Annotated in this window: 18 protein-coding genes, 1 tRNA gene and 1 pseudogene; 11 read left to right on the plus strand and 9 right to left on the minus strand. The window is 63.3% G+C overall.

Features of this window, described 5'->3' with window-relative positions:
• The first annotated feature begins 8 nt into the window (after nucleotides 1–8).
• Entirely contained in the window at nucleotides 9–668 is a 660-nt protein-coding gene (locus C443_RS17680; RefSeq protein WP_005538089.1) for a TVP38/TMEM64 family protein, read from the plus strand.
• On the opposite strand, the gene C443_RS17685 is transcribed toward C443_RS17680, so the two are convergent.
• A complete protein-coding gene (locus tag C443_RS17685) occupies nucleotides 646–3,222 on the minus strand; it encodes a hybrid sensor histidine kinase/response regulator (protein ID WP_005538091.1) in 2,577 nt (858 codons plus the stop codon). The two genes, C443_RS17680 and C443_RS17685, sit on opposite strands and share 23 nt — an antisense overlap.
• A gap of 46 nt (nucleotides 3,223–3,268) precedes the next feature.
• Nucleotides 3,269–3,391 carry an HVO_2523 family zinc finger protein gene (locus tag C443_RS22230; RefSeq protein ID WP_005538092.1) on the minus strand — a complete coding sequence of 41 codons (123 nt, stop codon included), beginning with the start codon at nucleotides 3,389–3,391 and terminating at the stop codon, nucleotides 3,269–3,271.
• Between the two features lie 105 nt (nucleotides 3,392–3,496).
• On the opposite strand from C443_RS22230, the gene C443_RS17690 reads away from it, so the two are divergent.
• Both C443_RS17690 and C443_RS17695 read left to right on the plus strand, forming a co-directional pair.
• On the plus strand, nucleotides 3,497–5,017 hold the full coding sequence (locus tag C443_RS17690; RefSeq protein WP_005538093.1) for a sulfite oxidase: 1,521 nt from the start codon (nucleotides 3,497–3,499) through the stop codon (nucleotides 5,015–5,017).
• Nucleotides 5,018–5,060: 43 nt separating this feature from the next.
• The gene (locus C443_RS17695) at nucleotides 5,061–5,351 is read left to right on the plus strand and encodes a DUF7526 family protein (RefSeq protein ID WP_005538095.1); all 291 of its coding nucleotides are present in this window, start codon (nucleotides 5,061–5,063) and stop codon (nucleotides 5,349–5,351) included.
• An 83-nt stretch (nucleotides 5,352–5,434) separates the two neighbouring features.
• On the opposite strand, the gene C443_RS17700 is transcribed toward C443_RS17695, so the two are convergent.
• Nucleotides 5,435–8,548, minus strand: a complete 3,114-nt coding sequence (locus tag C443_RS17700) for an adenosylcobalamin-dependent ribonucleoside-diphosphate reductase (protein WP_005538096.1) — start codon at nucleotides 8,546–8,548, stop codon at nucleotides 5,435–5,437.
• 572 nt (nucleotides 8,549–9,120) lie between these two features.
• Here C443_RS17700 and C443_RS17705 point away from each other — a divergent pair.
• The 3 genes from C443_RS17705 to C443_RS17715 all read left to right on the plus strand — a co-directional run bounded on the left by C443_RS17705 (nucleotide 9,121) and on the right by C443_RS17715 (nucleotide 12,313).
• Nucleotides 9,121–9,681, plus strand: a complete 561-nt coding sequence (locus C443_RS17705) for a J domain-containing protein (protein WP_005538098.1) — start codon at nucleotides 9,121–9,123, stop codon at nucleotides 9,679–9,681.
• 37 nt (nucleotides 9,682–9,718) lie between these two features.
• Nucleotides 9,719–10,402 (plus strand): phosphoglycolate phosphatase, encoded by a 684-nt coding sequence (locus C443_RS17710; protein ID WP_005538100.1) that lies wholly within the window; start codon nucleotides 9,719–9,721, stop codon nucleotides 10,400–10,402.
• Between the two features lie 279 nt (nucleotides 10,403–10,681).
• Entirely contained in the window at nucleotides 10,682–12,313 is a 1,632-nt protein-coding gene (locus tag C443_RS17715; RefSeq protein ID WP_005538102.1) for a GTPBP1 family GTP-binding protein, read from the plus strand.
• A 19-nt stretch (nucleotides 12,314–12,332) separates the two neighbouring features.
• On the opposite strand, the gene C443_RS17720 is transcribed toward C443_RS17715, so the two are convergent.
• The 6 genes from C443_RS17720 to C443_RS17745 all read right to left on the minus strand — a co-directional run bounded on the left by C443_RS17720 (nucleotide 12,333) and on the right by C443_RS17745 (nucleotide 16,921).
• On the minus strand, nucleotides 12,333–12,830 hold the full coding sequence (locus C443_RS17720; RefSeq protein ID WP_005538104.1) for a hypothetical protein: 498 nt from the start codon (nucleotides 12,828–12,830) through the stop codon (nucleotides 12,333–12,335).
• Nucleotides 12,831–12,836: 6 nt separating this feature from the next.
• A complete protein-coding gene (gene mch / locus C443_RS17725; protein ID WP_005538105.1) occupies nucleotides 12,837–13,769 on the minus strand; it encodes a methenyltetrahydromethanopterin cyclohydrolase in 933 nt (310 codons plus the stop codon).
• A gap of 24 nt (nucleotides 13,770–13,793) precedes the next feature.
• Nucleotides 13,794–14,126 (minus strand): MTH1187 family thiamine-binding protein, encoded by a 333-nt coding sequence (locus tag C443_RS17730; protein WP_005538106.1) that lies wholly within the window; start codon nucleotides 14,124–14,126, stop codon nucleotides 13,794–13,796.
• Between the two features lie 97 nt (nucleotides 14,127–14,223).
• On the minus strand, nucleotides 14,224–14,874 hold the full coding sequence (locus C443_RS17735; RefSeq protein ID WP_005538107.1) for an HVO_2922 family protein: 651 nt from the start codon (nucleotides 14,872–14,874) through the stop codon (nucleotides 14,224–14,226).
• 228 nt (nucleotides 14,875–15,102) lie between these two features.
• Nucleotides 15,103–16,506, minus strand: a complete 1,404-nt coding sequence (locus C443_RS17740; protein WP_005538109.1) for a sensor histidine kinase — start codon at nucleotides 16,504–16,506, stop codon at nucleotides 15,103–15,105.
• 343 nt (nucleotides 16,507–16,849) lie between these two features.
• Nucleotides 16,850–16,921, minus strand: a tRNA-Gly gene (locus C443_RS17745).
• 348 nt (nucleotides 16,922–17,269) lie between these two features.
• On the opposite strand from C443_RS17745, the gene C443_RS17750 reads away from it, so the two are divergent.
• The 5 genes and pseudogenes from C443_RS17750 to rpl2p all read left to right on the plus strand — a co-directional run.
• The gene (locus tag C443_RS17750; protein WP_004957426.1) at nucleotides 17,270–18,115 is read left to right on the plus strand and encodes a putative RNA uridine N3 methyltransferase; all 846 of its coding nucleotides are present in this window, start codon (nucleotides 17,270–17,272) and stop codon (nucleotides 18,113–18,115) included.
• Nucleotides 18,116–18,119: 4 nt separating this feature from the next.
• On the plus strand, nucleotides 18,120–19,136 hold the full coding sequence (gene rpl3p, locus C443_RS17755; RefSeq protein ID WP_005538112.1) for a 50S ribosomal protein L3: 1,017 nt from the start codon (nucleotides 18,120–18,122) through the stop codon (nucleotides 19,134–19,136).
• Between the two features lie 3 nt (nucleotides 19,137–19,139).
• The gene (gene rpl4p / locus C443_RS17760) at nucleotides 19,140–19,880 is read left to right on the plus strand and encodes a 50S ribosomal protein L4 (protein ID WP_005538114.1); all 741 of its coding nucleotides are present in this window, start codon (nucleotides 19,140–19,142) and stop codon (nucleotides 19,878–19,880) included.
• Nucleotides 19,877–20,134: a 50S ribosomal protein L23 gene (locus C443_RS17765; RefSeq protein ID WP_005538115.1), complete on the plus strand. Its 258-nt coding sequence runs from the start codon at nucleotides 19,877–19,879 to the stop codon at nucleotides 20,132–20,134. The genes rpl4p and C443_RS17765 overlap by 4 nt, the downstream gene beginning before the upstream one ends.
• 2 nt (nucleotides 20,135–20,136) lie before the next feature.
• A pseudogene (gene rpl2p / locus C443_RS21315) lies at nucleotides 20,137–20,247 on the plus strand (50S ribosomal protein L2); the annotation flags it as partial.

A 20,247-nucleotide genomic window follows, 5' to 3' on the forward strand; every position in this document is an offset into this window, starting at 1 on the left:
TTGGGTAGATGGACCGCCTCGCGAAGCGACAGCTGGTCGGGACCGCCGGGCTGGTGGTAGTCGTCGCTATCGCGACAACGCTGCTCACGCCCGAACGGGTGGTGGCTCAGCTGATGCACCTCGCCGACCACCCCGTCTACCTCGCGGGCGTCATCGTCGGGCTGTATCTCGTCAGACCTTTCTTCGCGTGGCCGACGATGCCGCTGTCCGCGTTCGTCGGGTTCGTCCTCGGCGTCAGGTACGGCTTTCCGGTCGCGCTGATGGGCGCACTCGTCACCTGCCTCATCCCCTACCGGTTCGCGCTCCGGGCCGGCGAACAGGGCGGGATGTTCGGCTGGCTGGGGGACTCCGGCCGCCGGATCATCGAGGTGACCGGCGAGACGCGGGGCGTCCTCGCGGCGCGGCTCTCACCGGTGCCCGCGGACCCTGTTTCCTATGGGGCCGGGTTCGCCCGCGTCTCGCCGCGCTCCTTTGCGGTCGGGACGTTTCTCGGTGAGATTCCGTGGGTCGCCGTCGAGGTCACTGCAGGCGCGTCGCTACGGTCGCTGACGCTCACTGGCCTCACTATCGAGGCGCTCCCGCACGTCCTGCTGTTCTCCGCGGCGCTGGCCGTGCTGGTGCTTGCGGGGCCGGCCTACCGCCACGTCAGCGCTCCGAACTCGTCGTGAACTCGAACCGCGTCCCGCCGCCTTCGCTCTCTGTCACTGACACAGACCAGCCGTGGGCCTGTGCGATCTCAGCGACGATTGCCAGCCCGAACCCGGTTCCGGTGGTACTTGTGGTGTAGCCGCGCTCGAACACGTCGTCTCGCTCTTCCGCCGGGATACCGACACCGTCGTCGGCGATGTAGAACCCGGTGTCCGTTGTCCCGACAGAGACAGTGATCGGTTCGTTGCCTGCACAATCTTCGTGAGCCCCCGTATCGTCTGACTGCGCCCGACTGTTCGTGGTCCCATGCTCCACACTGTTCCGGAACAGGTTCTCGAACACCGCCCGGAGCCGTGCCGCGTCGGCCTCGATCGTCGCCGTCCCGTCCTTTTCCAGCGTGGCTTCGCCGGTCTCGACATCGACCCAAGCCTGCCCTGCGAGGGCGGCGAGATCAACCATCGTCGTCTCGCCGACCGTATCGCCCTGTCTGGCGAGCGTCAACAGGTCGTTGATGAGTTCGTCCATCCGATCGGCCGCGGACGCCGCCGCCTCGAGGTGTGATACGTCACCCGCCGTCCGGGCGACCGATATCCGCCCTTTGACCACGTTCAGCGGGTTTCGAAGGTCGTGGCTGACGACGGATGCGAACTCCGCGAGCTGTCGCTCTCTCTTTTTCCGGTCGCTGATATCGCGGATGACACCCGCTGTACCGTTGAACTCCCCGTCCGCGGCCGGAAGCAACGCGATGTGGATCTCGATAGGGGTGTGTTCCCCTGCCTGGTCGACGATGTCCGTCTCGAAGGTCACGTTCTGTCGAGTCGGGTCAGACAGCATGGTCCGGATGAGGTCACTGCCGCGGCTGATGTCCTCGCCGGCCATGATCGTGGAGATATGCTCGCCGACGAGTTCGTCGGATTCGAACCCCGTCAGTCGCTTTACCGCTTCGTTCACGTAGGTGAACACGCCCTCGTCGTCGAGGGTGTACACCGGGTCGCCGACGGCCTCGATGATCGTCTCGTAGCGTTCGAGTTCTCGCTCGCGTCGCTTGCGCTCCGTCGTCTCGCGCATCACGCCGACCGAGCCGTCGAAGTTCCCGTCCTCGTCGAACAGCGGTGCGATCCTGTCCTCGTTGATCCGGACTGTCCCGTCAGCGGCTATCGTCCGCATCTCGTAGGCCGCCCACATCCGATCGTCGTCGTCAATCAAGTCACGGATGAGTGCTGTCCCTTTTTCGACGTCCCCTTCAGGCATGAACCGAGCCGGCTCCGAGCCGATGATCTCCGAGCGGTCGTACCCCAGATGGACGGCCATCGCCTCGTTCACCATCTCTATCGTCCCGTCCCTATCGAGGACGTACATCGGGTCACCGACGTTTTCGACCAGCGTCCGATACTCCCTGAGCTCCCGTTCTCGGCGCTTCCGCTCTGTGATGTCCCGGCCGATACCGGCAATCCCGAACAGGTCGCCACGCTCGTCTTCGATGCGTGACCCTCTGAACTCGTATTGGAGCCGCTCGCCGTCAGCCGTCTCGACACCTGCCTCGATAGTTCCGTACCCGGTCTCCAGCGTCTCCTCGAATACACTCCATAATCTCTCGTGGTCGGAATCCACGATGATTTCACCGATACCGATTGTTCCCAACTTTTCGTTAGTGTAGCCGGTCACTGACGAGACGGTATCGTTCCATCTGACCAGACTGCCGTCGGGGCCGACAACGTAGAACATATCGTCGACGGAATCGATGAGCTTCTCAGTGAACGCCCGCTGGTTCGCGAGTTCCCGCTCGCGCTCTTCGCGTGCGGTTACGTCAGTGATGAACCCCTCCAGGATTTCGACGCCGTCGTCGTCGGTGTCGACCACACGCCCGCGCTCCCACATCCAGCGAGTTTCGCCGTCGGCCGTCTCGATCTGATAGGAGACTTCGAACGGTTCGCCGGCGGCGATACAGGTCTGAACTGTCTCCCAGAGACGCTCTGTCTCGGATTCCTTGATAAGCGCGCCCCACGAGACGTCGCCGCTCTCGAGTGCCGCCGAACTGTAGCCGACTAGCTCTGCTGCACCGTCGCTGACGAACTCCATCGGCCAATCGGGTTCGTTCCGTGCGCGGTACACCATCCCTGGGAGGTTCGAGATGAGCGTCGACAGCATCCGCTCGGACTCTTCGAGCGCGGTCTTGGCCCGACGTTCCCCCACAGCCCGCTCGATACGGTTCGCGAGTACGGCGTACTGGTCTGTCCCGACCCCCTTCTGCAGGTATTCGGTGACGCCGGCAGAGATCGCATCACTCGCGATTTCCTCGTTTCCTTTGCCGGTAAAGAGAATAAACGGAAGCTCCTCGTACTCCTTTCGAACGACCTTCAGAAACTCGAGTCCGTCCATCCCCGGCATGTCGTGGTCGCTGACGACACAGTCGAACGCCTGTTCGGACAGTCGCTCTAACCCGTCGGTCGCACTTCGCTCGGTACAGACAGAGAGATCGTCGTTCGTTTGCTCCAGATGGACCGCCACGAGGTCACCGAGGTCGGGATCGTCGTCGACATGTAACACCGAAATCTCTTCCCCGTGACCACTCATACCACCCTTTTCATCGTTCCAAGATAATAAACCCGTGAGCGTATCGTCAGTAGAACGTGTCAGCGCAGTCGTATACGACGCCGTGTTCTGGACAGACGTACTTGCAGTGTCGGTGGTACATCGCCCGCTCACAGAGCGGACAGGGCCGACCGCCGAGCTGCTCGTCCATGATTCCGTAGAGCAGCCCCGCTTGCTTGTGTCTTCCGGAGTTTCGGAACGAAATCTGGGTGAAATTGGAACAATCTCTTTTGCCGGGTAGACCCTCAGTGCAATCATGACTGACGACCTTCTCGATTCGCCCGGCGGGCGGCTGCTGGTCAGCGCCGTCGCAGCCATCGCTGGCCTGGCCGGCTCCTACGCGGTCACTGGCTACGCTCCCGCGTTCATCGCCTCGCCTATCGAACGGACGCTCGCACGGTCGATGCCCGGCATCGTCGTCTCGACCGCCATCTCGACGCTTGGCAGCCTCGGCCAACAGCTGAATCTCCTGTTCGCTATCGGCCTCGCTGGGCTGTTCATCGCGCTGGCTGCCAGAGCGGCCATCCTCACCGGCCAACTAGCGAACAACCGTGCCCTCCCGGTCGTCGGAACGGCTGTCGTAACCTGGGCTGTCAGTGTCGTTCTCACCGGCGAGGTCGTCCTCGCCGCCGGACCGGCGGTGTCCGCTGCCGCCGTCGTCGGAGTTGCACAGACCCTGGACGGGCTCAGCGGCTCAGTGTCACCGATATCCTCGAAACGACGGCGGGCGCTCTCGACGGTCGGTGTGGCTGTCGGGGCGGCAACGGTCGGCTACACAGTTGGCAACCGACGATCAGTCGCCGCGACCGGAGACGGCGCGCCGGCACTCACTGCCCCGGGAGCTGACCTCGCCGACGTCGAAGAAAAACTCGCCGTCGCGACCGACTCCTCCCTGCAACTCGACGACATCGACCCGCTGGTCAGCGAGAGCTTCTACGAGGTCGACATCAACTCCATCGACCCGGAGCTGTCGGCCGACGACTGGTCGCTCTCTATCACCGGTGCCGTCGAGGAAGAGGTCACGCTGGACTACGAGGACCTCCAGCAGATGGACGCCGAAAACCGGTTCGTCACGCTCCGCTGCGTCGGCGAGAGTCTCAACGGCTACAAGACAGACACCGCGCTGTGGACCGGCGTTCCCGTCGACAGCCTGCTTGAAGAAGCCGGCGTGCAAAGCGGCTGCGAGTGCGTGATGCTCCGGGCCGAGGACGACTATTACGAGGAGTTCCCTATCGACGCGTTGCGGGGCGGCATGCTCGCCTACGGTATGAACGGAAAGATCCTCCCGCGCGGCCACGGCTACCCTGTCCGGGCGCTGGTCCCCGGCCACTGGGGTGAGGTCAACGTCAAGTGGCTCTCGGAGATCGAAGTCCTCGACGAGGAAGCCGACGGCTACTGGGAGAAACGCGGCTGGCAGGGGACCGGGCCGGTGAATCCGGTCGCCAAGCTCCATCACGAATCGATGCTTTCGGACGGTCGCCGGCGTATCGGTGGCCACGCATACGCCGGCCTGCGCGGCGTCCAGCGCGTCGAAGTCTCCACTGACGGCGGCGAGACGTGGGCGGACGCATCGCTCTCGGACCAGTTGCCGGCAGCCGACGGCGACGGCCCCGCTGAGGACGCGTGGCGACAGTGGGAGTACACCTACGACCCGCCCTCGGACGGTCACACCGTCGTCGTCCGGATGGTCGACCAGCGCGGCGAGACACAGCCCGAAGACGAGACCGACTCGTATCCCAGCGGGGCCTCTGGCTGGGTGTCCAAACAGTACTCATAGTGCAAAGCGAGCGGCACATACCGCTGTAGTCGCTACCGTGCGTATGGACGAGACGATTGCGGGCGAGGTCATCCACGTCGTCCCGCCGGCCGACCACGAGGACTACGACTTCGAGCCCAAGATGGCGTCGCTCGCTGAGTCACGCTACGTCATCGTCTGCCGCAAGGGCGGGAAGCCGTCGTGGCTCGAACGGATAGTGGCATTTCTCCGCCGCCAGCCCATCGAGCCGGTCACGCTCGTCGCAGATTCGGCGGCCGAGGAAGGAACAGAAGTCACCGCGACTGTCGAGGAAACGACGATTACCGGCGTGTACGACGTGACGGAATTCCGGTAGCCGGCTCTGGGCGAGTCAGCGGAAAGTAAAAAGAACGGGCTTCAAGCGAGCGGAATTCGAATCCACGTAGTCAGACGACTACGTCAGCACTCGGACCAGCCACAGGACTCGCAGGTCTTGCAACCCTCTGAGTAGTACAGCGACAGCGAGCCACAGTCAGGACACTCCGGGCTCTCGCCGGCGTCGATGATGTCCTGCTGGTCACCGCTCGTGTCGGTTGCGGCGGCCGCGCCACCGTCGGTCTGGGTCTGTGTGGCGGCCTCAGACTCGCGTTCGGCTTCGTCGGCCTTCTCGGCCGTCTCCTCCAGCGTGGTCTGGTCGGGGTAAGCCTTGTCAACGTCGCCATCGAGGTAGCGACGCAGGGCCGTGCCGATGGCGTCCGGGATGGACTGGATCTGCTCGCCCTTGTCCCAGGCGACCTTCGGCGACCGGATGCCCTGCAGCTCGTCGGCGATCTCTTCGGGGTCGACGCCCGAGCGGAGTGCCGTCGAGATGGTCTTGGCCAGCGCCTCGGTGAAGGAGGCGGTGAAGCCGCCGGAGTTGCCGATGTTGGCGAACAGCTCGAACGGCCGGTCGGCCTCGGGGTCCTCGTTGATGTTGACGTAGAGCTTCCCGTAGCCGGTGTCGATGCGCTGTGTCACGCCGTGGAGCACGTCCGGTCGGGTCTGCTTTTCGGCGTACTCGGCGTCCCCATCGGCGACACCCAGCACCTGCTGGATGGAGTCGTCGATGGCGGCCTGAACGGCCTCGTCTTCGAGGAAGCCTTCGATGCCGCCGAAGACTTCCTCTATCTGAGCGACGATCTCGTCGGCGTCCATGTCCGAGAACTCCGTGTTCTGGGCGCGCGTGGTCAGCACCTGCTTGCTGCGGGTACCGTCGCGGTAGTAGGTGACGCCCTTGCCGCCGTGGTCGTAGATGTACTCGAACACTTCGGCGGCGTCCTCGGTCGTGGAGTCGTTCGGGGCGTTGACCGTCTTCGAGATGGCGGAGTCGACGCCTTCCTGACAGGCCACCTGAATGCCCGCGTGCTGCTTCGCGGAGAGGTCGCCGGTCGTGACGAACAGTTCGCCGATGGCGTCGGGCACGGTCGTCAGCCCGTCGACGCCGTCGAACTCGTTGTTTGCCATTTGCTCTTGGGCCTCCTGTTTGACGGCCTCGACGTCGATGTCGTTGTCCTCCAGCGCGCGGAGGAAGTAGTCGTCGAACTCAACGAGCATCTCGTCGCCCTGCACGTCGTCGGAGACGTTCTTGTAGTAGGCGACGTTGTAGATCGGCTCACACCCGCCGGTCGTGTTCCCGATCATCGAGGTCGTCCCGGTCGGGGCGATGGTCGTAGTGTTGTGGTTGCGGATGGGGTAGCCGTCTGCCCAGTCCGCCGCGTCCTCACCGGTCTGCTTCTCGAACCAGTCAGGGTACTCCGTCGGGTTTGCGTACTTGGAGTTCTCCCACTCGGAGAAGACACCACGTTCCTCGGCGAGTTCGTGACTCGTGGCCTTGGACCCGTGGTTGATGTGGCGCATCGTCTGGCGGGCGATCTCGTTGGCTTCCTCGGTCCCGTAGGCGACACCGAGCTGGATGTACAGCTGGGCCAGCCCCATGATACCGAGGCCGATCTTGCGCATCTCCCGGACCTTCTGCTCGATCTTCTCGACCGGGAAGTCGGACATCGTGACGACGTTTTCGAGGAAGCGGGTGCCGAGTTCGATGCGTCGGTCGAACTCGTCCCAGTCGATCGCTTCTTCGAGGAACGCGTCGATAGCCGCTTCAATCGAGTCGTACTCGTCAGCGTTCCGGTCCGACCAGACGCGCCAGTCCGGGGCGTCCGTGGCGGCCAGCGTCGAGAGGTTGATGTGTCCGAGGTTACAGGCCTCGTACTCCTCGAGTGGCTGCTCGCCACACGGGTTCGTGGCGAGAATCTCGTGGTCGGGGTGCTCCTCAACGTCGAAGGAGTGTTGCTTGTTCACCCGTTCGAGGTAGATGACGCCGGGCTCGCCGTTCTCGTGAGCGCCCTCGACGATGTCGTCCCAGAGTTCCTCGGCCGGAATCGAGAGTTCCTCGCCGACCTCGACGTGTTCACCGAGGCCAAACATATCGTACAGTTCCTTCGTCTCCTCGGTGACGATGTGGGCCTCGCCCGTTCGCGGGTTCGTGAAGGTGAACTCCTCACCGGCTTTCAGCGCCTGCATGAAGTCGTCGGTGACGCCGACGGAGATGTTGAAGTTCGACAGGTGCCCCTCGACGGCGTTGCGGAGGTGCTTTGGTACCTTTCCGCCGTCGTCGATGAGTTCCCGTGCTTCTTCCAGCGCCTCGGCGAAGGAGTTGTGCGTGAAGTCGTCCGGGTCGTTCAGGCGCAGTGTCTCGGCCAGCGAGACGTCCTTGTTCTTGGCGTGGATGAACTGGATGACGTCTGGGTGGGAGACGCGCATGACTCCCATCTGTGCGCCACGACGGGCGCCACCCTGGGCGATCGTCTCGCACATCTGGTCGTAGGTCCGCATGAACGTGATTGGCCCGGAGGCGATGCCGCCGGTCGAGCCGACGGGGTCGCCGTACGGGCGGAGCTTCCAGAACGCGTACCCCATGCCACCGCCGGACTGGAAGACCTGCGCGGCCTCCTTTGCGGTCTGATGGATGTCGTCGATGTCGTCGCCCGGTGAATCGACGAAACAGGCAGACAGCTGCTGGAGTTCGTCGCCGGCGTTCATCAGCGTCGGCGAGTTCGGCATAAAGGAGAGCTGTTCCATCTGGTCCTGGAAGGCGTCGGCGGTCGATTCGACGTGATCGCGGACGCCCTCGGGCAGTTCCGGCACGACTGTCTCGTAGGCGAACTTGTTGACGTTGTAAACAGAGAGTTCAGTTTCGACGTCGTCGTCGACAGACGTTCCTTTACCGAACACTTCGTCGGCGAGTTCGTCGCGGCGCGGGTGGTCAGGCTTCAGTTGGTCCGGTGAGACGTGTACGTCGACGTCCTGCTTGTCGGCCTCGAACACAGCCTCGGCGAGCGCGATGTTCTTCGCGACACGGTCGAAGAGGTCTTCGGGTTCCTCGATGAGGTCACCGTCGGCATCCTTCCGGAGGTAGCGAGCCGGGAGAATGTTGTGGTAGGCGTTGCCTGTGAGTCGCTCTTCGATAGTGTCACCGTCGGTACGTTTGATCGGGAGCGTGATCTCGTCGGCGGAAAGGTCGCTGTTACTCATCGCCCGCTCCTCCTCCCGACAGCGGCCGTCTGTCGGTCGATACCCCTCGTCGTAGCTACCCGTGATCCTGTCATTTCTGGCGGCGAATACGTATTCATCGATAGCGTTTAATCCTTCTTGTCTGCGATCGGCGGTGGTCGTAGCGGTCTCCGGAGTCGCGGCTACGGTGTTCGACGAACTGTGCTGGTGACGCGTGAAACGATAGTCGCGTACAACGGAATAGATACCGTCGTTTCTCCTTAATACTGTCCAGACCGAGGTGAAAGTGAAACCCCGACCCTGTGAACCACCAGACGTGAGCGAAATATCCAGTAGAAACTGGCGGGGGTTTGCAGGTAGAGCTATACACTCACTAACAGTGCGTAGGGGGGAATGTACCTGTGCCAACCCCTCCGCAGTAGTGCGGTTTTGGCAAAACCGGCCTGTCAGTCCGTGCGGTGTCGATCTCGTGTGGTTGTACTCTGTTCCACTCCTGTTTCATTCGGGAAAATGCTCACCGTGTACTTCGAGAGCGAACTGGATGGAAGGCGAGAGGCGGGACGCTTACAGGTCTGTGGGCTGAAGTCACATGTGTGCAGTACGATGGGCTCACCAAAGGAATCGCAGTGGTGTTTGGAGGCCTGACAGTCGTCTTGACGGCGGTGGGCCTCATAATCAATCCTGCGGTGCTCTTTCTGGCGCTCATGTTTGGGGTGTCGACGTATTTCATGTACTACCACCTCAGCGGGAAGATGGCTGCGAGCCTCTACGAGCGGGTCGAGCGACAGGCAGCACAGAACACGGGGAACGCCCGCCGCGGCGGGTTCGGGGCCGGGCCACGGGAGGAATGGGAACCACCGAGAGACGGACGCCGAGCGCGCCGCTCGCATGCGAGTCAGGGTGGCCAACGTCGCCGACAGCGACAGCGACGCCAGACAGCGGGCGACCGGCAGCGCCGACAGCGCGCCCAGTCGTCGGGACCGAGTCCGGCGGAGGCCTACAAGCGGTTAGGCCTCGATCCGGATGCCGACCAGAGTACGATCAAACGAGCCTACCGGGAGAAGGTCAAGGAGGTCCATCCCGACACCGACAGCGGGAGCGAGACGGAGTTCAAGCAGGTGCAAGCGGCCTACGAGACGCTGACCGACGACTGACCGCAATCCCCATATGCGGTGCTCCAAACCCGGACGTATGGACAGCGACACGCCGCCGCTTATCGTGGATATCGATGGCACGCTAACCGACGAAAGCCGAGCGATTGATCCCCGTGTCATGCCGGTCCTCCGTGAGTGGCCTGCACGCGTCGTCATCGCCACCGGCAAGGCAATACCGTTCCCGATTGCCCTCTGTGAGTTTCTCGGCATCGAGCGGACAGTCGTCGCCGAGAACGGCGGCGTCGTGTTCGTCGAAGCGACCGACGAACTCAGGCTGGAAGGCGATCACGAGGCGGCGCTGGCAGTCGGCGAAGCCTACCGTGACCTGGGCCACGACCTCGGCTTCGGGCAGGTCGACCTGGCGAACCGATGGCGCGAGACGGAACTCGTCGTGTCGCTCGACCAGCCGCTCGAACCGCTGGAGGAACTGGCCGCGGCACGCGGGCTCGTCGTCCTCGACACCGGCTTCGCATACCACGTGACGGACCCGGTCGTCGACAAGGGGACAGGACTCGAAGCGGTGTGCGCGGAACTGGATCTGGAGCCGGCAGAGTTTCTGGCAGTCGGCGATTCGGTGAACGATGCCCAGATGTTTGACTTGGCTGGTGAGGCCGTGGCTGTCGCCAACGCCGATGAAACGGCGCTCGAACGGGCCGACCGGGTGACCGATGCGAGCTACGGCGACGGCTTTCTCGAAGCGGTCGCGCCGTACCGGGACTGACTCCATCCATTTGGTGTTTCCAGTTGCTGTCGGAACCGTCGCTAACCAGATTGGCAAACAGGTGACGCCATCGACAGCGGTCGGCTATCCACGGGGCGGCGTCACACGACCGCAAACCACGTATAGCGGTTCAGTCCACGAGCGGTCTGGCTGCGCCTTTCGGTATACATATCCGTCCGGTCGCTACTGTGAGAGACACACTCAGCCACCGGATTTAGGAGCGCTCTGGAGCCGTAAATCCGGGGAAGGCTTATATCTGCCCCACAGTAACGGGAGGATATGAGCCCCGACCGGGCTGTCCTCCGGCGCGCGCTTGATCGCGGTGAACGGGAGGGCGGCAGCGTCGAGTTCAAAGAACGGCTCACCGAGAACCTCCACCTGTCCGAGGGGCGACTCGAATCCCTCGCGGCACAACTCCGCCACCGCGTTCTCTCCGGGGATGGGGAGGCGACGTACGTCGTCGGCGTCACCGACGACGGCGGTCTGGCCGGCATCTCGCCGGCGGAGTTCTCAGAGTCGATGGACGTACTCAGTCTGCTGGCAGAGGAGGCCGGCGCACACATCGAGGAGGTGAAAACGTGGGGCGTCGACGGCGTCTCGGACGACGGGGCGACCGACACAGACGGTATCGTGGGTGTCGCGACGGTCTCCGAGGGGTCGGTCCTCGCGGACGACGACCACATCGTCGTGGGCACCGCTGGCCACGTCGACCACGGCAAATCCACGCTCGTGGGGTCGCTGGTCACCGGTGACGCCGACGACGGCGAAGGTGGAACACGCGGTTTTCTCGATGTCCAGCCTCACGAAGTCGAGCGGGGACTGTCCGCCGACCTCTCCTACGGCGTCTACGGCTTCGACGACGACGGTGAGCCGATCCGCATGGACAATCCCCATCGGAAGGACGACCGAGCTCGAGTCGTCGAAGAGTCTGACCGACTCGTCTCCTTCGTCGACACGGTGGGTCACGAGCCGTGGCTCCGGACGACGATCCGTGGCCTCGTCGGCCAGAAACTCGACTACGGCCTTCTGACCGTCGCGGCCGACGACGGGGTGACCGAGACGACGCGAGAGCACCTCGGCATCCTGCTGGCGACGGACCTCCCAACGATTGTCGCCATCACCAAGACCGACCTCGTCGACGGAGAACGCGTCGCCGAAGTCGAACGCTCCGTCGAGCAAGCACTGCGAGAGGTCGACAAGACGCCGCTCCGGGTCGAGCGTCACGGCGTCGACACGGCTATCGATGAAATTTCTGAGACCGTCGTTCCCGTCGTCACCACCAGCGCCGTCACGAAGGAGGGGCTGGACGCCCTCGACGAGATGTTCGAGGCGCTGCCAAAGACCGCCGGCGAGGTGGGTGACTTCCGGATGTACGTCGACCGGACGTACAACGTCCAGGGGGTCGGCGCGGTCGCCTCCGGCACCATCAAATCCGGCGAGGTCGAGGCCGGCGACGAGCTATTACTTGGACCCATGCAGGACGGGAGCTTCCGGGAGGTCGAAGTGCGGTCCATCGAGATGCACTACCACCGGGTCGACGAGGCCAAGGCGGGCCGCATCGTGGGTATCGCGCTGAAAGGCGTCCGCGAGGCGGACATCGAGCGTGGGATGGTCTTGCTGCCGAGCGACGCGGACCCGTCGCCGGTACAGGAGTTCGAAGCCGAGGTGATGGTGTTGAACCACCCGACCCGCATCGGCGACGGTTACGAGCCAGTGGTCCACCTCGAAACGGTCAGCGAGGCCGCGGCCTTCTACCCGGAAGGAGGACAGCTGCTCCCGGGCGACGCCGGCAAGACCCGAGTCCGATTCAAGTTCCGCTCCTATCTCGTAGAAGAGGGCCAGAAGTTCGTCTTCCGCGAGGGCAGCTCGAAGGGCGTCGGGACCGTCACAGATATCGACCCGGCGGAGTAGCGCCGTCTCCACTCTCTGCTCACCGGTCCGCGGCGTCTCCGGTCGGTAACCGATAGCCGTCATCCGTTTTCTCGGCGAGTCCGAACACTACGGCCCATTCCAGCAGGTTCGCCGTGCGCTCCTGCCAGACCGATTCCCAGTCGGTGTGGCGTTCGCGTTCCCAGCGGGGAATCTCAGCCCGGAGCGCATCGAACGCAGTGTCACCGTCTACCGACTCCGAATCGAGAGCAGCGAGGAGCACATCGACGCCGAAGACCGATTCCTCGAAGGCCGTCGCTAGGTCCGCCCGGTCGAGGTCGGTCCTCGTCCGGTAGTAACCCCGTTCGCTCTCGGCGACCAGTCCCAGCGCCTGCAAGAGCACGAGGTACTTCTGGGCCGTTTCGCGGTCGGACACGTCAGTCGCCGTCTGTATCGCCCGACAACAGTCCGCCTCGCTGTCAGGGACAAGCGGAAGCGCCTCTCTTGCGGTCTCCAGAAACGAGCGCGAGCGGGCCGGCGGCGCGACCTTGTAGCGCATCCCCGATTACAGGCCGAAGCTCTCGGCTAACACGTTCTCGCTTGTCTCACCGACAACGTGCGTGTCGCCGCCGACGACATCGATGGTGACCGCCGCGGGGCCGAACAGTTCGACGGGAAGCTCCGCGAAGTCCCAGTCCACGTCCTCGAAGACGCCCTCTAGCGGCTCGCCGTATTCTCGGGCCGCGACGGAGGGGACCTCGTCGAACCGGTCGAAGGACTCGTCGACGGTGAGGTGGACCTCGCTGCCGTAGGCGAGCGCGTCTGTGGTCCGGGCCATCGCGGTCGCCTCGTCACCGGCGACCGGCGCGACCGGCGCGCGGCCGCTGGCTGACAGCACCGACACCGGGTCGAAGCCGAGTTCGGCCAGTCGGAAGACAGCCAGCTCGGCGGCCCGGGCCGCGGCAACGACGCTCCCGGTGACACTCGCGGTTGCGAACGACGGCAGGAACACGCCCGTCTCGGGGACGCCGGTGCGTTCAGCGACCTGGCTCGCGACGGCCTCGTCCGGCAGTTCGTCGGTCTCTAGAGCCAGCACAGCGAAGTCGGCGTCCTCGCGGTAGCCGATCCGCTCGAAGGCTTCCTCTTCGGCAACGAGTGCGCGTGCGGGGCCGCTCCCAAGCGCCTCGAAGCCGTCGGCGGCCAGCTCCCAGCCGCCCTTCTGTGAGCACAGCAGGGCCAGTGCCGGGTGGTCAGTCGACAGCTCGACGTGATTCAGCGGCGCGCCGCTGATGGTGTCCATCGTTGACTGGACCGTCGCCAGCCCGGCTGTCTGAATTTCCGCGAGCAGCATACCGGCCTCGACAGCGCCGGGGACCTCGACGCCGAAGTCCAGCACCGCGGCGTCCCCCTCAAGCGCGTGTACGTCTATTGTGAGTTCGTCGGCGAAGTCGATGGCCTCGTCAACGAGTTCCGTGGCCATCCGATTGAGACTATCCATACGCCGTCTTTGGCACCCTTCCCTTTAATCTCCGCCTTCGGCCGCGTCGCTTCTGGCCGCCCGACCCAGATGCTCCTCCACGGCGTCGACCTTGTCCTGTGCCTGCTGGTCAATGGTCCGCTTGTCGTCGATCTTCAGGAACGTGCTCACGCGGTCGGTCTGCTCGCCGACGGCCTCGTGAGCGGCGTGAGTGGCCGCGAACAGTTCCTCGCTGTCTTCTGCTTCGATTATCGTCCCCATCGGCGTCGTCTCGTACTCGACATCGAACGCCTCCAGCGCCGCGACGGCGTCGGCGACGTACGACGACATACTGTCTTCGATGACCGGTGCGACCGAGAGAAACCCTATGCAGGTCATACTGATTTCCACGCGCGCCCGCGACCTAATCGCTATGGTACTCGCGTAATGTCATCGTAGCTGACTGGCTGAAAGAAACTGCTGCCGTCCGAAACGCTTACTCGTCTCCCTCGACCGGTGCCCCGCGAGCGTTCGTCTTGACGCTCTGGAGCCCCTGCTTCGCTTTCTGCTTGGAGGCGTAGCCCTGCCCGCAGTCGGCGATGATCTCGCCGTTGTCGTGGCGGAGCCGCCAGCGTGCTTTCCCTTCGCTGTCTTTGAATAGTTCGAACGTCGCTTTGCTGCCTCCCTCTTCGACAACGCCGTCGTCGTCTTTGGACTTGTCGACGACGTACGCACCGGGCGCGTTGGTTTTGACGCTTTCGAGGCCCTGCTCGGCCTTCTGCTTGGAGGCGTAGCCTTCCCCACTGTCGGCAATGATGTTGCCATTGTCGTGGCGAAGCCGCCAGCGGTACTGCTCGGCGCTGTCCTCGTACACCTCGAACGTCGCCTTGCTCGCGGCCACATCGGTCTCCACCGCTCCCTCGTTCTCGTCCCACTCCATATCGATTTCGAGTGTGACAGTCCCGTCTTCCCGCTCGACTTCGACCTCGAACTCGGATTCGGCAGGTGGTGTGACTGTCACCGTCTGTTCCTCGTCAGCCGGCGCGGGCTCACCGCGGCTGAGCCTGTTTGCCAATCGCCGGAAGTACGATGCGATTCCTCTGCGACTCCGTGTTTCCTGTGACTCGTGGACCGTCTCGTCCGTCATGCACTCTCATTGTCGATGGGATAACAAATAATGGTACTCCATACTCGAAGCAGCCACCGTGTGTAACCATAACACATGGTGGAGAGTCGATAATCTGCACTTTGGCGGCAGAGAGTTGCGCTGAGCCTGTTTTTCAATCATTGCTACTCCGGGGGTACTGGCGCTGTGGACTCCAATTTTACAGTAACACTTGGCGACAGATTCGGCACGCGAGCATAGTCGCCAGAATCAGCAGCGAATTTCGAAGCGCGCCCCGCCGTCTTGGCCCTCGGCGATGGTGATGTCCCAGTCGTGTGCGGCGACGATGTCCGTGACGATAGAGAGTCCGAACCCGGACCCGCCGTCACTGGTCGTATACCCGTGGTCAAGCACTTTCGACCGGCCCTCCGGTGGGATGCCGCGTCCGTCGTCTTCGAGATAGAAGCCCGACAACTCCGTCTCGTCCGCATCGTCAAGTGTGCCAACACGGAGGGTCAGCGGTGTGTCGTTGTGGTCGAACGCGTTCCGAAAAAGGTTCTCGAAAATCTGCAACAGGCGACCATAGTCTGCCCCGACCACAGTGTCTCTTGAAACGTCCAGTTCGAGCGTCCCGCCGTCTGTCTGGGTATGTCCCCACGCGTCCTCGGCGACGGCGCATAGTGAGACCTGCGACAGGTCGGTAATGCTTTGGCCCACACGAGCGAGCGTCAGCAACTCGTCTATCATCGTCTCCATCCGCTCAAGATTCCGCTCCATCGTCTCGACGTGCGCCGTTGGAGCGTCATCCCGGATAAAATCGACTCGGGCCTTCGTGACCATCAATGGGTTTCGGAGGTCATGTGACACGACGCTCGCGAACTGGTCCAGTTTCTCGTTTGACTGTTCTAGTTCCCGTTTTGTCTCTTTGAGTTTCTGTTCGTCGTGTTTCTGCTGTGTGATTTCCCTGGAAATGAACTGGATGGTGTTGGTGTCACCAGTCTCGCTGAGAGGGGTAACGATGTTGTGGAAGTGTCGCACGCCAATCGAATCCTGAAACGTCACGGCGCTCCCGGCCGTAATGGCCCGCTGGCCGTATTCGAGTCGCTCGGAAGCCATCTCGTCCGGGAGCACGTCTGTTAACTGCGAGTCAATGAGCTCCGGGCGGGTAGTGTTATGTGCTCGGGCCATCGATTTGTTCGCTGCAAGGATTTGCCCGTCGGTAGTGACCTCCACGATCTCGTCCGGCGTGTTGTCGACCAGTCGCTCGTACTTCTGCTGTGCCCGGTGCTGGCCGACGACGTTCCGTATCCGCGTGGCGAGCAACGTGAGACGCTCCCCGTCTATGATTTTCTTCTTCTGGAGGTAGTCATCGACACCAGTACCGATTGCGTCGCTGGCGACATCCTCGCCGCCCTGCCCGGTCAGCAGAATGAACGGTATCGAGAACTCCGAATCGACGTTCGTGCAGAGCTCTAACCCGTCCATTTCGGGCATTTTATAATCGCTGATAACACAGTCGACGCGCTGCTCGCGCAGCGACTCGAGTGCGTCCCGCCCCGAACTTGCTGTGTCGGTGGTAAAGCCGTGTGCGTCGTTGAGTTTCTCCGACGTTATCTCGACAAAAAAGTCACTGTCGTCAACAACGAGGACGCTGATATCTCCGACGACATCCATACTGCATCGCTCTTAGTGTTGAGGATCTTTAACTGCCGGGTTTTGCAACGGATACATGACAGCTTCACCCCTTTTCGGAGTTATATTCCACCAAACTAACTGCGAACTGGCTGCAGTCTGGCGGTATCGAGGAAATATCTCGCGATGGGGCGTCGATGTCTTGCCAGTCCACGCAGTAGTGACTCGGACCCACGGATTCCAGCCGTACGCTCAGCGGGACTCCTCGAAAATTGTGCTCGTAACAGTGCGCTGGCTGGGAGTGAGCAACTGCGAAGCGATTGTACGACTCACGGATACCGAGCATACGTGACGCGGTGCTCAGTGGAATAGTTCGTCGTAGAAATGCGCTGGCTGGGATTTGAACCCAGGTTGTGACCATGGCAAGGTCACGTGATACCAACTACACTACCAGCGCTTGCTTTGTCTGCTCTGACCTTCACGACGGGTGGTCGCTCAGTGCCAGCGTGCAACGCCTCGTTGCAATCAAATCTGGCGGGGGTGAGAGTAAAAAGCCTTCCGTTTTCCGGGGAAAACCATGGGAGGTGAGGGCAATCACCGCCCCGTCTGAGCGCTGGACCGTGTGATGGCGTCACGAGACATGGCCTTTCGGAAGCGGCAATCTAGTGATCGGGTGCATCGGTCCCGAACCGGCATGACGGACCATGTGAACGCGACGCATCGCGAACGTGAAACGGGGGCTTTTTAAGCCCTGGAAAGGGAGATATCGGCACAGTCTAGTGGCGCGACGTGGAAGCGTCACGGCATGACGACCAGCGTACTCGTGCCGTCTTCCCTCGCACGGGAAGCCGAAGACAGACGCGAGGCAACTCGCAAGCTCGGTTACGTGGCCCGCGCGGCCGCGGTCTACCGGGTTGATCGGCTGACAGTGTACCCTGACCCTGACGGGGCGGGCAAATGGGAAGACGGGTTCGTCGAAACCGTGCTGCGGTACGCCGCGACGCCCCCGCACCTCCGAAAGGAGATGTGGGGTAAGCGGGACGAACTGGAGTACGTCGGCGTCCTGCCGCCGCTCCGCGTGCGTTCACAGACCGGCTCCGGATCTGAGGGTTCGGGGTCGTTAAGACAGGGAATCGTGACCGAGGTCGGAGCTGATGGGCGCGTCCGGGTCAATTGCGGCATGCAACACCCGATCTCCCTTCCCGTCCCAGCGGATATGGACGTGGAACAGGGGGAGCGCGTGACCGTCAGGGTCTCTTCGCGACGGCCGGTCCGGGCGAAACTCGTCGACGCCCCTACAACGGGATTCGACGTTGTCGCCGCGGACCTCGATGCGGCACTCTCGCGCGACGATGCCGGGCTCACTATCGCGTCCTCGCGATACGGCGAGCCGGTAACGTCGACCCGTCTCGGCCAGCTGGCCGAGCGGCGCGACGCCGAGGGCGGCATGACAGTCGCCTTCGGGGCACCCGAGCGCGGGTTACCGTCGATACTCGACGTTGCCCCGGACGCCGTCGGGGGAGACCAGACGAGCGACGAACCAGAAGGGTTCGACCTCTGGCTGAATACGGTTCCGAACCAGGGCAGTGAGGTCGTGCGAACGGAAGAAGCTCTGTTCGCCTCCCTCACCTGTCTAACCCTCACGGAGTAAACGAATGCCACAACCAAGCAGACCACGCAAAGGCTCAATGGGCTTTGGCCCGCGCAAGCGCTCGACGAGCGAGACACCTCGCTTCAACAGCTGGCCGTCTGACGACGGACAGCCGGGCGTCCAGGGGTTCGCCGGCTACAAGGCAGGCATGACACACGTCGTGCTCGTCAACGACGAACCCAACTCCCCCCGCGAGGGGATGGAGGAGACTGTCCCGGTGACAGTCATCGAGACGCCGCCGATGCGCGCCGTCGCCCTGCGAGCGTACGAAGACACGCCGTACGGTCAGCGTCCGCTGACGGAAGTCTGGACCGACGAGTTCCACTCGGAACTCGACCGGACCCTGGACGTTCCGGAGGACCACGACCCGGACGCTGCTGAGGAACAGATACGCGACGCACACGAGGCCGGTGACCTCGGGGACCTGCGACTCATTACGCACACTGTCCCCGACGCCGTCCCGAGCGTCCCGAAGAAAAAGCCCGACGTGATGGAGACTCGCGTCGGCGGTGGGTCCGTTTCGGACCGCCTCGACCACGCCCTCGACATCGTTGAGGACGGTGGCGAACACGCCATGAACGACATCTTCCGCGCCGGCGAGTACGCCGACGTGGCTGGTGTCACGAAAGGCAAAGGGACGCAGGGTCCCGTCAAGCGATGGGGCGTCCAGAAGCGGAAAGGCAAGCACGCCCGCCAGGGATGGCGCCGACGGATCGGCAACCTCGGTCCGTGGAACCCGTCCCGCGTGCGCTCAACGGTCCCCCAGCAGGGGCAGACCGGCTACCACCAGCGCACCGAGCTTAACAAGCGCCTCATCGACATCGGCGAGGGCGACGAGCCCACCGTCGATGGCGGCTTCGTCAACTACGGCGAGGTCGACGGGCCGTACACGCTCGTGAAGGGCTCTGTGCCCGGTCCGGACAAGCGCCTGGTGCGCTTCCGGCCCGCGGTGCGTCCGAACGACCAGCCGCGCCTCGACCCCGAGGTGCGCTACGTCTCCAACGAATCGAACCAGGGATAACCTATGCAGGCAACAATCTACGACCTGGACGGCAACACAGACGGCGAGGTCGACCTGCCGGACGTCTTCGAGACGCCGGTTCGGTCCGACCTCATCGGCAAAGCTGTACGTGCCGCACAGGCCAACCGAAAGCAGGACTACGGGTCCGACGAGTACGCCGGCCTCCGAACGCCGGCAGAGTCCTTCGGTAGCGGCCGCGGGCAGGCACACATCCCGAAGCAGGACGGTCGTGCCCGCCGCGTCCCGCAGGCGGTCAAAGGGCGAAGTGCCCACCCGCCAAAAACCGAGAAGGACCGCTCGCTCGACCTCAACGACAAGGAACGGCAGCTGGCCGTTCGCTCGGCGCTGGCCGCGACGGCCGACGCCGACCTCGTCGCCGACCGCGGCCACGAGTTCGACCGTGACGAAGTGCCCGTCGTCGTCTCCGACGACTTCGAGGACCTCGTCAAGACGCAGGAAGTCGTCTCGCTGCTGGAGGCGCTCGACGTCCACGCGGACATCGACCGCGCCGACGAGACGAAGATCAAGGCTGGACAGGGTTCGGCCCGTGGACGGAAGTACCGTCGTCCCGCCTCGATCCTCTTCGTGACCAGCGACGAGCCGTCGACGGCCGCCCGCAACCTCGCGGGGGCCGACGTGGCAACCGCCAGCGAGGTCAACACTGAAGACCTCGCGCCTGGCGGCGCGCCCGGTCGACTCACCGTCTTCACGGAATCCGCACTCGCGGAGGTGGCCGAGCGATGAGCTGGGATGTCATCAAACACCCGCACGTCACGGAGAAGGCCATGAACGACATGGACTTCCAGAACAAGCTCCAGTTCGCCGTCGACGACCGCGCCTCCAAGGGCGAGGTCGCCGACGCCGTCGAGGGGCAGTACGACGTGACAGTCGAACAGGTCAACACGCAGAACACGATGGACGGCGAAAAGAAGGCCGTCGTTCGCCTCTCTGAGGACGACGACGCCCAGGAAGTCGCCTCCAGAATTGGGGTGTTCTAACGATGGGACGACGAATCCAAGGACAACGGCGCGGCCGCGGGACCTCCACGTTCCGTGCTCCGTCGCACCGTTACAAGGCTGATCTGGAGCTGTCTCTTATACACATCTCTGAT

Source organism: Haloarcula argentinensis DSM 12282 (genome assembly GCA_000336895.1).
In the GTDB taxonomy this organism is placed as follows: Archaea; Halobacteriota; Halobacteria; order Halobacteriales; family Haloarculaceae; genus Haloarcula; species Haloarcula argentinensis.

Bases quoted from the DNA above. Each gene is read 5' to 3' on its own strand.
- C443_RS17700 (WP_005538096.1), bottom strand. From the start codon at position 8,548: ATGAGTAACAGCGACCTTTCCGCCGACGAGATCACGCTCCCGATCAAA.
- C443_RS17685 (WP_005538091.1), bottom strand. From the start codon at position 3,222: ATGAGTGGTCACGGGGAAGAGATTTCGGTGTTACATGTCGACGACGAT.
- C443_RS17750 (WP_004957426.1), top strand. From the start codon at position 17,270: ATGACGACCAGCGTACTCGTGCCGTCTTCCCTCGCACGGGAAGCCGAA.
- C443_RS17710 (WP_005538100.1), top strand. From the start codon at position 9,719: ATGGACAGCGACACGCCGCCGCTTATCGTGGATATCGATGGCACGCTA.
- C443_RS17720 (WP_005538104.1), bottom strand. From the start codon at position 12,830: ATGCGCTACAAGGTCGCGCCGCCGGCCCGCTCGCGCTCGTTTCTGGAG.
- C443_RS17730 (WP_005538106.1), bottom strand. From the start codon at position 14,126: ATGACCTGCATAGGGTTTCTCTCGGTCGCACCGGTCATCGAAGACAGT.
- C443_RS17680 (WP_005538089.1), top strand. From the start codon at position 9: ATGGACCGCCTCGCGAAGCGACAGCTGGTCGGGACCGCCGGGCTGGTG.
- C443_RS17690 (WP_005538093.1), top strand. From the start codon at position 3,497: ATGACTGACGACCTTCTCGATTCGCCCGGCGGGCGGCTGCTGGTCAGC.
- C443_RS17735 (WP_005538107.1), bottom strand. From the start codon at position 14,874: ATGACGGACGAGACGGTCCACGAGTCACAGGAAACACGGAGTCGCAGA.
- rpl4p (WP_005538114.1), top strand. From the start codon at position 19,140: ATGCAGGCAACAATCTACGACCTGGACGGCAACACAGACGGCGAGGTC.
- C443_RS17765 (WP_005538115.1), top strand. From the start codon at position 19,877: ATGAGCTGGGATGTCATCAAACACCCGCACGTCACGGAGAAGGCCATG.
- C443_RS22230 (WP_005538092.1), bottom strand. From the start codon at position 3,391: ATGGACGAGCAGCTCGGCGGTCGGCCCTGTCCGCTCTGTGAGCGGGCG.
- C443_RS17715 (WP_005538102.1), top strand. From the start codon at position 10,682: ATGAGCCCCGACCGGGCTGTCCTCCGGCGCGCGCTTGATCGCGGTGAA.
- mch (WP_005538105.1), bottom strand. From the start codon at position 13,769: ATGGATAGTCTCAATCGGATGGCCACGGAACTCGTTGACGAGGCCATC.
- C443_RS17695 (WP_005538095.1), top strand. From the start codon at position 5,061: ATGGACGAGACGATTGCGGGCGAGGTCATCCACGTCGTCCCGCCGGCC.
- rpl3p (WP_005538112.1), top strand. From the start codon at position 18,120: ATGCCACAACCAAGCAGACCACGCAAAGGCTCAATGGGCTTTGGCCCG.
- C443_RS17740 (WP_005538109.1), bottom strand. From the start codon at position 16,506: ATGGATGTCGTCGGAGATATCAGCGTCCTCGTTGTTGACGACAGTGAC.